Source organism: Cupriavidus sp. L7L (assembly GCF_004353535.1).
Classification (GTDB): Bacteria; Pseudomonadota; Gammaproteobacteria; order Burkholderiales; family Burkholderiaceae; genus Cupriavidus; species Cupriavidus oxalaticus_A.
In genome coordinates this window covers 210,218-223,734 of the sequence record NZ_SMNY01000001.1, presented here as the reverse complement: position 1 = coordinate 223,734, position 13,517 = coordinate 210,218, and the positions used below count along the sequence as shown (strand labels likewise).

General features: G+C 68.9%; 13 protein-coding genes. 5 read left to right on the top strand and 8 right to left on the bottom strand.

The window, feature by feature from the left end; genetic code table 11:
• Positions 1-57 precede the first annotated feature (57 nt).
• From tpx to E1J61_RS01050, 8 genes are all read right to left on the bottom strand, one after another.
• On the bottom strand, positions 58-558 hold the full coding sequence (tpx, locus tag E1J61_RS01085) for a thiol peroxidase (protein ID WP_133092337.1): 501 nt from the start codon (positions 556-558) through the stop codon (positions 58-60).
• Between the two features lie 121 nt (positions 559-679).
• Positions 680-2,353, bottom strand: a complete 1,674-nt coding sequence (locus tag E1J61_RS01080; RefSeq protein ID WP_133092336.1) for a DUF3426 domain-containing protein — start codon at positions 2,351-2,353, stop codon at positions 680-682.
• Positions 2,354-2,362: 9 nt separating this feature from the next.
• A complete protein-coding gene (gene prmA, locus E1J61_RS01075) occupies positions 2,363-3,256 on the bottom strand; it encodes a 50S ribosomal protein L11 methyltransferase (RefSeq protein WP_029047872.1) in 894 nt (297 codons plus the stop codon).
• A gap of 41 nt (positions 3,257-3,297) precedes the next feature.
• Entirely contained in the window at positions 3,298-4,650 is a 1,353-nt protein-coding gene (gene accC / locus E1J61_RS01070; protein ID WP_133092335.1) for an acetyl-CoA carboxylase biotin carboxylase subunit, read from the bottom strand.
• A gap of 255 nt (positions 4,651-4,905) precedes the next feature.
• Positions 4,906-5,367: an acetyl-CoA carboxylase biotin carboxyl carrier protein gene (accB, locus tag E1J61_RS01065; RefSeq protein ID WP_133092334.1), complete on the bottom strand. Its 462-nt coding sequence runs from the start codon at positions 5,365-5,367 to the stop codon at positions 4,906-4,908.
• A 167-nt stretch (positions 5,368-5,534) separates the two neighbouring features.
• Positions 5,535-6,032, bottom strand: coding sequence for a type II 3-dehydroquinate dehydratase (aroQ, locus tag E1J61_RS01060; protein WP_133092333.1), 498 nt, complete (start codon positions 6,030-6,032; stop codon positions 5,535-5,537).
• Between the two features lie 195 nt (positions 6,033-6,227).
• A complete protein-coding gene (locus E1J61_RS01055) occupies positions 6,228-6,776 on the bottom strand; it encodes a TlpA disulfide reductase family protein (protein ID WP_133092332.1) in 549 nt (182 codons plus the stop codon).
• Between the two features lie 40 nt (positions 6,777-6,816).
• Positions 6,817-7,506: a UDP-N-acetylmuramate--alanine ligase gene (locus tag E1J61_RS01050; protein WP_133092331.1), complete on the bottom strand. Its 690-nt coding sequence runs from the start codon at positions 7,504-7,506 to the stop codon at positions 6,817-6,819.
• A gap of 200 nt (positions 7,507-7,706) precedes the next feature.
• Here E1J61_RS01050 and mpl point away from each other — a divergent pair, with 200 nt between their 5' ends.
• The 5 genes from mpl to E1J61_RS01025 all read left to right on the top strand — a co-directional run bounded on the left by mpl (position 7,707) and on the right by E1J61_RS01025 (position 13,492).
• On the top strand, positions 7,707-9,104 hold the full coding sequence (mpl, locus tag E1J61_RS01045) for a UDP-N-acetylmuramate:L-alanyl-gamma-D-glutamyl-meso-diaminopimelate ligase (RefSeq protein WP_133092330.1): 1,398 nt from the start codon (positions 7,707-7,709) through the stop codon (positions 9,102-9,104).
• A 16-nt stretch (positions 9,105-9,120) separates the two neighbouring features.
• Entirely contained in the window at positions 9,121-9,735 is a 615-nt protein-coding gene (locus E1J61_RS01040) for a YqiA/YcfP family alpha/beta fold hydrolase (protein WP_133092329.1), read from the top strand.
• The gene (locus E1J61_RS01035; RefSeq protein ID WP_133092328.1) at positions 9,732-10,385 is read left to right on the top strand and encodes a chorismate lyase; all 654 of its coding nucleotides are present in this window, start codon (positions 9,732-9,734) and stop codon (positions 10,383-10,385) included. The genes E1J61_RS01040 and E1J61_RS01035 overlap by 4 nt, the downstream gene beginning before the upstream one ends.
• A gap of 4 nt (positions 10,386-10,389) precedes the next feature.
• Positions 10,390-11,130 (top strand): 3-oxoacyl-ACP reductase FabG, encoded by a 741-nt coding sequence (fabG, locus tag E1J61_RS01030; RefSeq protein ID WP_133092327.1) that lies wholly within the window; start codon positions 10,390-10,392, stop codon positions 11,128-11,130.
• 247 nt (positions 11,131-11,377) lie between these two features.
• Positions 11,378-13,492 (top strand): ribonuclease catalytic domain-containing protein, encoded by a 2,115-nt coding sequence (locus tag E1J61_RS01025; RefSeq protein ID WP_133092326.1) that lies wholly within the window; start codon positions 11,378-11,380, stop codon positions 13,490-13,492.
• The last annotated feature ends 25 nt before the right edge of the window (positions 13,493-13,517 follow it).

Sequence of the window (13,517 nt, the reverse complement as noted above, 5' to 3'; positions counted from 1 at the left end):
AAAGCAAAAACGGCCGCCCCGGTTGCGCGGGCGGCCGCTGCCGTCAGGCGGTGCGGATTACTTCAGCGCGGCCAGGGCGGCTTCGTAGTCCGGCTCGGTCTTGATTTCCGGGACCAGCTGGGCGTACTTGACGGTGTCGTTCTCGTCGAGCACCACCACTGCGCGCGCGGTCGCGCCGGCCAGCGGGCCGCTCTTGATGTCCACGCCGTAGTTGCCCTTGAACTCGGCGCCGCGCATCGTCGACAGCGTCACCACGTTGGCCAGGCCTTCGGTGGTGCAGAAGCGGCCCATCGCGAAGGGCAGGTCGGCCGAGATCGTCAGCACGACGGTGTTGGCCAGGCTGTTGGCGGCCTCGTTGAACTTGCGGGCCGAAGCCTGGCACACCGGCGTGTCCAGGCTCGGGACGATGTTCAGCACCTTGCGCTTGCCGGCGAAGTCGGCCAGCGTGACGTCCTTCAGGTCCTTGCCGACCAGCGAGAAGGCGGGCGCCTTGTCGCCGGCTTGCGGGAACTTGCCTGCGACTTCGATCGGGTTGCCGCCGAGGGTAACGCTGCTCATGTCTGCTCCTTGATGTCTGATGGTTTCCGGTTCAGTTTCCGGCGCCTGGCCGGCCAATGCCCCGGTGGGGGGCGCTGCCCGCCGCCGGACTCGGATTCGGTCCGGCGGCAGGCCGCGGAATTCAGGGATAGAAAATCAGCACGCGGTAGTTGGATGGCGCCTGCTGCGTCCGGAATCGTACCCGAACCGGCAGCTCCATGCCGGCGCGAAGCCCCTCTGTCGCGAAGGCCTTTTGCGAAGGGTCCAGGTAATCCGCCGGTTGCAGCACACGCCGCAGCAGCAGCTGGTCCTGCAGGTCGGTCATTACCAGCTCGATCGCTGGCAGCGCGGTGGTGGCGCGGCCGAGGTTGCGCAGCGTGACGGCGAGCATGTAGGCATCGCCGCCTTCGTCCAGGCGCTGCAGCTGCGAACTCTCGATGCGCAGTGCGTCGATGTCGCGCCACGGCGGCACGTCGCAGCCGAACGGGGCGCATGCGGCTTCCAGTGCCGGGCGCAGCATCGGGAACTGTCCGGCCAGCGGGCTGCGCGCGAGATACACGGCCTGCACCGTCGCGCCCAGGGCGAGCACCGCTGCCGCGGCGTACCAGAGCGTGCGCGGCGCCGGCGCGCGGCTGCGCGCGGGGGCACGCTCGCGCTCGCGTTCGCGGGCGTGGCGCAGGAAGTCGGGAGCGAAGACCGGGCCGGCCGGGGCTTCGGCGCGGGTCCAGCGGCGCGTGGTCTGCTCGCGTGCGACGGCTTCGCCAGTGATGCTGGCGGGCGCGCCAGTGTCGGGCGCGGGCCCGGCGTCGCGGCCGTAGCGCGTATCGCTGGTGTCGGTGCGCTCGGCAGCCTTGCTCTCGGACGGCTCGGCGGCGGACTCGGGCGTGTCTGCCGGCGCCGGATGGATCGCCGGTGGCGGGCCGATATCCGCCGACGCCGCGCGCAGGAATTCGCTGGCACTCGGGATTGCCGCGGGTGCGGGCACAGCGTCCGGCTGGGGCGCCGGCGCTTCCGCTTTCCCTCGCGCTTCTGCTTCGGGCTCCCCGGCCTTGCCGATCCGTGCCGGCTCTTCGAGCGCAGGATGATCGAGTGCGTTGTGGTTCAGTGCGGGCCATGCCGGCGCTGCAACTTCGGGTTCGGCCGGCTGAGGCGCCGCGTGCGTCGCGGTGGCCTCCGCGTCGTGCGTGGCTTTGCGCTCTGGTTCAGGCTGCGCTTCGGGTTCCGGTCCTGGTTTTGCTTCTGGCTCCGGTTCCGACTCCGCCATGGGTTCCGCTTCCCGCGCGGTCTCCGTGGCGGGCGTCTGCTGCGGCGCGGGCTCGATGTCCGCCTGCCGTTCCGCATCGCGCGCGTCGCGCTGGGCGACGGCATCGTTGGCCTCGCGCAGCGCCCGTTCGATCTCGTCCTCATGCACGTCCGCGTGGGGCGGTGCCGCGACGTCGAGGTCCGCGGGCGAGGTCATGAGCATGGTAGGCGCGTCCAGCGCCGGCACGTCATAGCCGGGATCGGTGGTGGGCGTGAAGGGCGTGAAGGGGGCAGGGGCTGGCTGCGATGCCGGGGCAGACTCGCCGGGGCGCGCAGCTTCAGCTGCCGGTGCGGGCGTGGCCGCGGTCGGCGTGGTCGTTGCCGGTACGGCGGACGCCGGCGGCGTGGCACTGCCTGCCGGCACGGGGATTTCGATCAGGTGCTCGCGCGCATCGAACACCGTTTCGCAGTGGCCGCAACGCACCAGCCCCTGGCGCAGGCGCAACTGGTCGGCGACCAGCCGGAAGGCGGTGCGGCAGGCCGGGCAGCGCGTGACGAGCTTGACGGCGGCCATCTGGACTGGTCAGGGACGGGTGCCGTGCAGGCACACCCAGCCTTCCTCGGCGCGCCATACCGTCAGCGGCAGCCACGGTGCATAGGCGGCGGCAACTTCCTCCGCCTGGCGCTCCAGCACGCCCGACAGCACCAGCCGGCCGCCGGGGCGCACGCGGGCGCTGAGCATGGCGGCCATCAGCTTGAGCGGGTTCGACAGGATATTGGCGACCACCAGGTCATAGGTGGCCTCCGACACCGACTCGGGCAGCGCGAACGACGCCTCGACCTGGTTGCGCTCGGCGTTGTAGCGCGACGCTTCCACGGCGTTGGGATCGATGTCGATGCCAACGGTAGCGCCCGCGCCGAGCTTGCGCGCGACGATCGCCAGGATGCCGGAGCCGCAGCCATAGTCGAGCACGGTCTCGCCCGGCACCACGTGTTGCTCCAGCCACTGCATGCACAGCCGCGTGGTCGGATGGCTGCCGGTGCCGAAGGCCAGGCCGGGGTCCAGCTCCAGCACCACCGCATCGGGCTCGGGGGCGTCGTGCCACGACGGCACCACCCAGATGCGCTCGCCGATGCGGATCGGTTCGAACTGCGATTGCGTCAGGCGCACCCAGTCCTGGTCTTCCACCGCGCGCAGTTCGTATGCCGGCACCGGATCGATGCCAAGCTGGTTGGCGGCAGCGGCCACCACCACGGCGGGATCGGCATCGTCGCCGAACAGCGCCACCACGCGCGACCGGTTCCACGCGAGTTGCTTGGGTTCGAGCCCGGGCTCGCCGAAAAGCGGTTGCTCATCGGGCGTATCGGCATCGGCGTCTTCCACCGAGACCGACAGCGCACCGAGGTCGAACAGGGCCTCGGACCAGGCTTCGGCCTGGTCCTGCGCCACTTCGATCACACATTCCTGAAATGCCACGGGCTTCCTTGCTTGCTGCTTGGGGTTGCGGGTAAGTCGCGTCAGGCCTTCGCGCGCTCCGCCAGGCGATGCTCGAGATAGTGGATGCTGGTGCCGCCTTCGACGAAGTTGGCGTCCATCATGAGCTCGCGGTGCAGCGGCACGTTGGTCTGGATGCCGTCCACAACCATTTCGGACAGCGCGATGCGCATGCGGGCGATGGCCTGCTCGCGCGTGGCGCCGTATGTGATGATCTTGCCGATCATCGAATCGTAGTTGGGCGGCACGAAGTAGCCATCATACGCGTGCGAGTCCACGCGTACACCAGGGCCCCCCGGCATGTGCCAGGCGGTGATGCGGCCGGGCGACGGGATGAACTTGAACGGGTCCTCGGCATTCACGCGGCATTCGATCGCGTGGCCGCGGAATTGCACGTCCTTCTGGCGGAAACGCAGCTTCTCGCCGAAGGCGATGCGGATCTGTTCCTGCACGATGTCGATGCCGGTGATCATCTCGGTGACCGGGTGCTCCACCTGCACACGCGTGTTCATCTCGATGAAGTAGAACTCGTTGTTTTCGTACAGGAACTCGAAAGTGCCGGCGCCGCGGTATCCCATCTTCTTGCAGGCCTCGGCGCAACGGTCGCCGATGCGCTCGATCAGGCGGCGCGGGATATGCGGCGCCGGCGCTTCTTCGATCACCTTCTGGTGGCGGCGCTGCATCGAGCAGTCGCGCTCGCCCAGCCAGATCGCCTGCTTGTGCTGGTCGGCCAGGATCTGGATCTCCACATGGCGCGGATTCTCCAGGAACTTCTCCATGTAGACCTCGGGATTGCCGAAGGCGCGGCCGGCTTCCTCACGCGTCATGTTGACGGCGTTGATCAGCGCCGCTTCGGTGTGCACCACGCGCATGCCGCGGCCACCGCCGCCGCCGGCGGCCTTGATGATTACCGGGTAGCCTACGCGGCGCGCGGTCGCCAGGATTTCCTTGGGGTCGTCGGGCAGGGCGCCGTCAGAGCCCGGCACGCACGGCACGCCGGCCTTGATCATGGCCTGCTTGGCCGAGACCTTGTCGCCCATCAGGCGGATGCTGTCGGCGGTCGGGCCGATGAAGACGAAGCCGGATTTCTCCACGCGCTCGGCGAAGTCGGCGTTCTCCGACAGGAAGCCGTAGCCCGGGTGGATGGCCTGCGCATCGGTCACTTCGGCGGCCGATATGATGGCCGGCATGTTCAGGTACGACTGCGGCGACGGGGCCGGGCCGATGCAGACGGCTTCGTCGGCCAGGCGCACGTACTTGGCCTCCTTGTCGGCCTCGGAATACACCACCACCGTCTTGATGCCCAGTTCGCGGCAGGCGCGCTGGATGCGAAGTGCGATTTCGCCGCGGTTCGCGATCAGAATTTTTTCAAACATGGTCTCTCTCTGCGAGAACGGGAGCGGTCCCGCCGCGTGCCGCCATGGCACGTCGGGCGCGCGGCCGTCAGGCTGGCCGCCGGGCCGCACGCCGGGCCGCACTAACGCGCGGAACTGCATGGAACTGCACGGAACGGGTCGCGATGCCCACAACGTCCCTGGCGTCCTGAAACGCCATAGAGGGCCGCGCCGGTGCTGTGCCTGCCGCCGCAAGGGCGGTCGTCGGCAGCGCTGGGCGCGGCATGCCTTTCAGGCTCAGCCGATGACGAACAGCGGCTGGCCGTATTCCACGGCCTGGCCGTTCTCGACCAGGATTTCCTTGATGACGCCGGCCTTGTCGCACTCGATTTCGTTGAGCAGCTTCATGGCTTCGATGATGCAGACGGTCTGGCCTTCCTTGACCGAATCGCCGATATTGACGAACGGTGCGGCGCCCGGCGACGGCGCGCGGTAGAACGTGCCCACCATCGGCGAGGTCACGATGTGGCCGGCGGGCAGTTGCGCAACCGGCTCGGCGGCCGGGGCGGCGGTGCCGACCGGGGCAGCGGCCGATGCGGCCGGCAGTGCCTGCAGCTGCGGCATGGCCATCGGCGCGGCGACGATTTGCGGCGGTTGCTTGACGATGCGTACCTTGCCGTCGCCTTCGGTGACTTCCAACTCGGAGATGCCGGATTCGGCCACCAGGTCGATGAGCGTCTTCAGCTTGCGCAGGTCCATCTTCTTATCCTCCTGAATCAGGTTGTCCGGCCGCGGCCCCGCTGGGCTGCGGCGGAAGAAATCGTTTGGCGCCCACCACGGAGCCGCGCCCGCCGTGCCGCAGCACGTGCAACGGGCGCGGTCCGCCGGGCGGCGCGCGCAGGTTCGTCAAAAAATTCTGGCAGGGGTCAGCGCCCCGGGCTTCCTGGCGGCGGCTGTTCCTGGGCGAGCGCATAGTCGAGTGCCAGCAGGTATCCCTGCCAGCCCAGCCCACAGATCACTCCGACAGCGATATCGGAGAAATAGGAGTGGTGACGGAAGCTCTCGCGGCGGTGCACGTTGGACAGGTGGACCTCCACAAACGGGATGGCCACGCCGGCCAGCGCATCGCGCAGGGCCACGCTGGTGTGCGTGTAGGCCGCCGGGTTGATGATGATGAAATCGACGCCTTCCTCGCGCGCGGCGTGGATGCGGTCGACCAGTGCCCCCTCATGGTTGGACTGGAACGAAGCCAGGGAAATACCGGCCTTGGATGCATGGTCGGCCAGCGCTGCGTCGATATCGGCCAGGGTGGTGTGCCCGTAGGTCTCCGGTTCGCGCGTTCCCAGCAGGTTCAGGTTAGGCCCATGCAGGACCAGCACCTTGCGGTAGCGGGCTGAGCGACGGATGGAGCGGGTTGCAGTCACGGCGGCTCGACCAGATCAACGAAATTGCGCGGAGATTACCGTAGCTTAGAGGGATTTGTCTAGCGCGGGATACAAGGCGCGGCGGCATCGGGACGATACGGCGGCGCTTTCGGCACTTTCCCGGGCCTCAGATACGGAAACGGAACAAATCGCGCGAGAAATCCGAAATTGACCGGAGATACCGAAAGAACTTACTCAGGTGCGAGGCAGCACCGCGCGCAGCTCTTCCGCGGTGACGCGGCCCATCTTGCGGTACTTGACGCTGCCGTCGGGGTTGATGACCACGGTATAGGGCAAGCCGCCGGCGCTGTTGCCGAAATTGCGCGACAGCTCGGTGCCGGCGAAGCCTGCCACCGCGAGCGGATAGGCGACCGGTACCTTCCTGGTGAACTGCTGGATATTACTGGCTGAATCAATACCGATGCCGACAAACTCGACTTGCCGGTCCTTGTATTCCTCGTGCAGCGCGGTCAGCTCGGGCATTTCTTCGACGCAGGGGCCGCACCACGGCGCCCAGAAGTTCACCACCAGTGTCTTGCCCCGCAGCGTGCCCAGGTCAAGCTCGGTGCCCGCGGGGTCCGGCAGCCGCGTCTGGAAGAACGCCTCGACGGCCTGGTCGCTGGCCGGCTTGGGCGAGAACACGAAATGGCCGGCAATCGCGCCGGCGGCGCATGCCGCCACGGCAACCGCGATCCACAGCCAGAGGCGGGAGCGGCGGACGGTCGAGGAGACGGTATCAGTCATTGGATTAGGTAGCGTGAGCGGGGCGGGCGCGGGCCGTGATTCAGGACGGCCCGGTGCCGGCATCTTCGCCGATCAGCGCGCGTACGGCCTGCAGGTCCGCGCGGGTGAGCCGCCCGGAGGCGTCGGCGCGCACGGCGCCGCGTTCATCGACGGCATCATACAGCGCAATATGGATGCCGACCGGCGCACCCAGTTCCGCGCGCACCTCGCCGGCCAGCTGGCGGGCCGCGCGGCGGTCGGGCCACTGGCCCTTCCACAGGAAGCTGAGGGTCTCGACATCGCCGCGGCCGCCGAAGTGACGGCTTTCGCTGGTTTCGAAGTCGACCCCGGCGTTCAGCAGGTGCAGCGTGGCGTCCTTGGCGCTGTCGCAGAAGCACTGCAGGTAGATATCCGAGTGCTCGGTGGCGGTGCCGTTCAGCACGGCGCCCACCAGGTAGGGCCGGAACGGCGCCAGGTCCTCCATGGCCAGCACGGCCACGCGGCGCAGCAGGGCCAGCACGCGCGGCTGGGTGTCGCCATGGAACAGCGCCTGGTAGGCGCGCACTTCGGCCTCGACCTGGTCGTTGTCGGGCAGCCATTCGCCGGGCACGCGCTGCTCGCCCAGCACCTGGCGCGCGGCCTTGCGCTTGGCGGTGGCGTAGTCGGCGCCGTCCTCGGCGATCATGCGGGCGGCGGCCTGGGCGATTTCCTCGCGCAGGCGGGTGGGGTCGGGCGGGGCACGTCGGCTCATTGCCCCATGATACCGGAGCGCACGCGGGGCGCCGCACGCACGTGGCCGCCGGTGCCGCGGTGCAGCGAAGGCCGCCGGCGCTCGGGTACAATCAGTGGCTTCCTGCCCGGCCTGCCATCACCATGCGGCCACGCTGCCGCCGCGCGAGCGCCGGGTGCCGAGTCCCCAAGCCTGCGGGCTTCATGTCTTCCCGGGAACCCATGCATATTCATATCCTTGGCATCTGCGGCACCTTCATGGGCGGCCTGGCGGTGCTGGCCAAGCAGGCCGGCCATCGCGTCACCGGCTGCGATGCCAATGTCTATCCGCCGATGAGCACCCAGCTGGAAGCGCAGGGCATCGAGCTGATCGAAGGCTTCGACCCCGCCCAGCTGGCGCTGGAGCCTGACCTGTTCGTGATCGGCAACGTGGTTTCGCGCGGCAATCCGCTGATGGAAGCCATCCTCGATCGCAACCTGCCCTATGTGTCCGGCCCGCAATGGCTGGGCGAGCACGTGCTTGCGCGCAAATGGGTGCTGGCGGTGGCCGGCACGCACGGCAAGACCACCACCACGTCGATGCTGGCCTGGATCCTGGAGGATGCCGGCTACAACCCGGGCTTCCTGGTGGGCGGCGTGCCGCAGAACTTCGGCATCTCGGCGCGCGTGACCGAGTCCGATTTCTTCGTGATCGAGGCCGACGAGTACGACACCGCGTTCTTCGACAAGCGCAGCAAGTTCGTGCATTACCGCCCGCGCACTGCGATCCTGAACAACCTGGAATACGATCACGCCGACATCTTCCCGGATCTGGCGGCGATCGAGACGCAGTTCCACCACCTGGTGCGCATCGTACCGGGCCAGGGCCGGCTGGTCGTCAACGGCGTCGAGGAAAGCCTGGCGCGCGTGCTCGAGCGCGGCTGCTGGAGCGAGGTCGAGCAGTTCGGCGTGGGCGACTGGCGCGAGAGCGATGCCGCCCACACCGCCCACACCGCCCACACCGCACAGCCGGGCAAGGATGCCTTCGACGTCTGGTTCGAGGGCGCCGTGGTCGGCACCGTGGTGTGGGACCTGCAGGGCACGCATAACCGCATGAACGCGCTGGCGGCAATCGCCGCGGCGCGCCACGTGGGCGTGCCGGCGGAGCAGGCGATCGCTTCGCTGTCGCGCTTCGCCAACGTCAAGCGCCGCATGGAAGTGCGCGGCGAGGTCGGCGGCGTGACCGTCTACGACGACTTCGCCCACCATCCGACCGCCATCCAGACCACGCTGGAAGGGCTGCGCCGGCGTGTCGGCAATGCCCGCATCCTGGCGGTGCTGGAGCCGCGCTCGAACACCATGAAGCTGGGCGTGATGAAAGCCCAGCTGCCGGCAAGCCTGGAGCAGGCTGACCTGGTGTTCGGCTACGGCGCCCCGGCCGGCAAGGACGCGCTGGGCTGGGACCTGGCCGAGTCGCTGGCGCCGCTGGGCGACAAGGCTGGCGCATTCCAGGACCTGGGCGCGCTGGTGCAGGCCGTGTGCGCCGCGGCACAGCCGGGCGACCACGTGCTGGTGATGAGCAACGGCGGCTTCGGCGGCGTGCACCAGAAGCTGCTGGACGCGCTGGCCGCGGCGGCCTGAGCCGCAGGGGGCTGCCATGCTGCTGTACCTGCACGGATTCCGCTCCTCACCGCAGTCGTTCAAGGCGCGCCTGGTGCAGGAGCGCATGCGCGAGTGGGGCGTGGGCCGCTACTACGCCTGCCCGGAGCTCAATGTCTCGCCGGCGCTGGCGATCGCCCAGGCCGACGCCGCCATCCGCGCCGCCCAGGCCGGCGGCGACCAGGAAGTTGCCATCGTGGGCTCGTCGCTGGGCGGCTTCTATGCCCGCTGGCTCGGCGAGCGCCACGGCTGCAAGACCGTGCTGCTGAACCCGGCGGTCCATCCGTGGACCGACCTGGAGCAATACCTCGGCGAGCAGCCGCTGTGGCACGGCGGCGGCTCGGTCACGGTCGAGCGCCGCCACCTGCTGGAGCTGCTGGCCCTGCGGGTGGACGCCATCACGCGCCCCGAGCGCTACTACCTCCTCGCCGCCACCGGCGACGAGGTGCTGGACTACCGTGAAATGGTGGCCGCCTGCCCCGGCGCGAATATCCGCGTGATCGAGGGCAGCGACCACGGCATCAGCGAATTTGCCGACTACGTCGACGAAGTGCTCGCCTTCTGCGGCTATGGCCCGGGCGGCAAGGTGCCGGCAAGCGCGGGCGCGGCATGAGCGCGCAGTCCGCGCGCCGCTGCGGCTGGAGTTCGCACCTGGCATTCGATGCGGCGATCACGCCCAACCTGCGGCGCTGGGTCACCGGCGACGACGGTTCGCTGACCGCGCGGCTGGTGGCCGCGTCCGAGCGCTTCCGCGTGGCGCAGCTGCTGCAGCGCCCATTGCGGCCGCTGGCCGATGAATGGCAGGTGCTGGGCCAGCACGACCGCGTCCCGGCGCTGACGCGCGAAGTGCTGCTGATCTGCGACGATATCCCCGCCGTCTTCGCCCACACCGTGGTGCGGCTGCGCCATGCGCGGCGCGACTGGCCGTTCCTGCGGGGGCTGGGCGCGCGCCCCCTGGGCGGGCGGCTGTTTATCGATCCGGCCGTGACGCGCGACCCGTTCCAGTTTGCCCGGCTGCTGCCGCACCATCCATTGCGCCAGGCGCTGCAGCGCGTGCTGCCGGCGATGGCGCCGCTGCCCATGCTGCCTGCGCGGCGCTCCGTATTCCGGCGCGGCGACGGCGTCATGCTCGTGACAGAGGTCTTCTTGCCGGACCTGCTGGCACGGCCAGCCCCGGGGACCAAGGCGATTGCGCTACCGATGTTCCGGCGCACCACAGACCGCGGCCCCATCACTTCACACACTACCGAAATCAAGAGATAACAAGATGAAACTGCAGGGTCGGGTTGCCATCATCACCGGTGCCGCCGCTGGCATCGGCTTTGCCACCGCGCAGCGCTTCGCCGCCGAAGGCGCCGTCGTCGTGCTGTGCGACGTCAATGAAGCGCGCGTGCGCGAAGCCGCCGGCAAGCTTGCCGGCGCCGGCGCCAGCGTCTCCGCCTACCGGGTCGACGTGACCCGCCGCGAAGACGTCGATGCCATGGTGGCTGCGGTGCTGGCCGCGCACGGCCGCATCGACATCCTGGTCAACAACGCCGGCATCACCAAGGACGCGCGCCTGGCCAAGATGACCGAGGCGCAGTTCGATGCCGTGATCGACGTCAACCTGAAGGGCGTCTTCAACTGCGCCCAGGCTGTCGCCACGATCATGACCGAGCAGGGCAAGGGCGTGATCCTGAACGCTTCCAGCGTGGTCGGCCTGTATGGCAACTTCGGCCAGACCAACTATGCCGCCAGCAAGTTCGGCGTGATCGGCTTCACCAAGACCTGGGCGCGCGAGCTGGGTCCCAAGGGCGTGCGCGTCAACGCCGTTTGCCCCGGCTTCGTCAATACCGAGATCCTGCAGACCGTGCCCGACAAGGTGCTCGACGGCATGAAGTCGTCGTGCTGGCTGCGCCGGCTGGCCGAGCCGGCCGAGATCGCCAGCATCTACGCCTTCCTGGCCAGCGACGACGCCAGCTATGTCAACGGCGTGGCGATCGAAGCCAGCGGCGGCATGTCGCTCTGACCCTTCCGGTTATTTCCGGCCCGGTCCCCGGCGTCCTGCGGCGCGCACCGCCCCGGGGCGCACGCCCGGGGCCGCAGCGCCGGTGCGGTATCATTCCGGGTCTGCGGCCTGGCCCTCGTGGCCACGGCGCGGCGTGCAGCGCGCCGCCGGCCGGGGCCGTTTGCACCATTTCTCCCACAGGATCCACCGCTGCGCCCGCTCCGTGGCGCCCCGAAGCGGATCCGCGCATTTCTGAAAGTACCGATCGATGCAGTTGCTGTTCGAAGAAGGCGGCGAGATCCGCGCCGGCACCGTGCTGAACCAGCAGGGCGAGGCTTACCAGGTGGAGCTGCCGGCCGGCAAGCGCACCAAGGTCAAGTCGCGCGACGTGCTGCTGCAGTTTGCGCAGCCGTCGGCGATCGAGCTGGTCCGCCAGACCGGCGACATGGTGGCCGAGATCGACCTGGACTTCCTGTGGGAATGCGCCCCCGAGGCCGAGTTCGGCTTTGCCGAGCTGGCCGCCGAGTATTACGGCGCCGAGCCTGGCGCGGTGCAGCAGGCGGCGCTTGCGATGGCGCTGCACGGCAACCCGGTGTACTTCCGCCGCAAGGGGCGTGGCCGCTACCAGCGCGCGCCCGAGGACCAGCTCAAGGCCGCGCTGGCCGCGCTCGAGCGCAAGCGCCAGCAGGCGCTGGTCCAGGCCGAATATGAAGAGCAGCTCAAGGCGCTGACGCTGCCGGAATCGTTCCGCAACAAGGTGCTGCAACTGCTGTTCAAGCCGGACAAGAACAGCCTGGAATACAAGGCCATGGACGCGGCCTGCACCGCGCTCGGCATGACGCCGATGCGGCTGATGGTGGCCGTCGGCGGCGTCGCCAGCGCACGTGCGCTGCACGAGGCCAAGTTCCTCGCCGAGTGCTTTCCGAAGGGCACCGGCTTCCCCGATACCGACGTGCCCGAGCCGCCCGCCGACCTGCCACTGGCCGAGGTCGAGGCGTTCTCGATCGACGACGTCACCACCACGGAGATCGACGATGCGCTGTCGGTGACGAAGCTGCCCGATGGCAAGCTGCGCATCGGCATCCATATCGCCGCGCCCGCGCTGGGTATCCGCCGAGGCGAGGCGCTCGACGTGATCGCGCGCCAGCGCCTGTCTACGGTGTACTTCCCGGGCGACAAGATCACCATGCTGCCCGACCCGGTGGTCGAGCGCTACACGCTGCAGGAAGGCCGGGTTTGCCCGGCCCTGTCGCTGTATGTGACGGTGGACACGACGGTCTGGCTGATCACCGGCAGCGAGACCCGCGCCGAGATGGTGCCGATCTCCGCCAACCTGCGCCACAACCTGCTGGACGATGTCATCACCGAGGCCTCGCTCGCCGACGGCACCGGCGACTACCCGTTCCGCGAGGCGCTGACCCAGCTGTGGCACTTCGCCGGCTACCTGTACGATGAGCGCCAGAAGGCGCGCCTGGCCAGCGGCCTGCGCCCCGAGACACACAACCGCGCCGACTTCAACTTCTACCTCGACGACCAGGACGACGGCAGCCAGCGCGTGCGCATCGAGCAGCGCAAGCGTGGCTCGCCCTTGGACAAGATCGTGGCCGAGCTGATGATCCTGGCCAACAGCACGTGGGGCAAGCTGCTGGCGGACAACGGCGTACCGGGCATCTACCGCACGCAGAAGGCGTGGGGCATGCACCGCACCCGCATGCAGACTTACCCGGCGCCGCACGAAGGCCTGGGCGTGCAGCAGTACGCGTGGAGCACCTCGCCGCTGCGCCGCTACGTCGACCTGGTCAACCAGTGGCAGATCCTGGCGGTGGCGCAGCACGGCGTGACCGCCAAGCTGGTGGCGCCGTTCAAGCCCAAGGACGCCGACCTGCTGGCTGCCGTGGCCGACTTCGAAGGCACTTATGCCGCCTATGCCGACCACCAGTCGACCATGGAGCGCTACTGGTGCCTGCGCTGGCTCAAGCAGGAGAACCGCGAGCGCCTGGTCGCCGCAGTGCTCAAGGAAGGCGCGGTGCGCTTTACCGAGATCCCGCTGGTCACACGCGTGCCCGAGCTGGTCCAGGCGCAGCGCGGCACCCAGGTGCTGCTGGAGATCGGCGAGACCGACGAGATCACGCTGGAAGTCTCGTGCCGCGTGCTGGAAATCTTTGCCGGCGAGGGTGTGTTGCCTGAAGAAGAGCTGGAAAGCGACGAGGAAGCCGCTGAAATGTCAGCCGAAGCCGCTGCCGAGGCTGCTGCGGAAGACGCTGCCGAGCAGGCCGCGGGGGCCTCGGAAGAGGCTGCCGCAGAAGCCCCCGCAGAAGCCGGTGGCAACGTGCCGGCGGAGCCGTCGGCTGAGCGCGACACCGGCGGCACCGCCGCGGGCTGAAGCCTTCGGAAATCGGCGGGGCTCA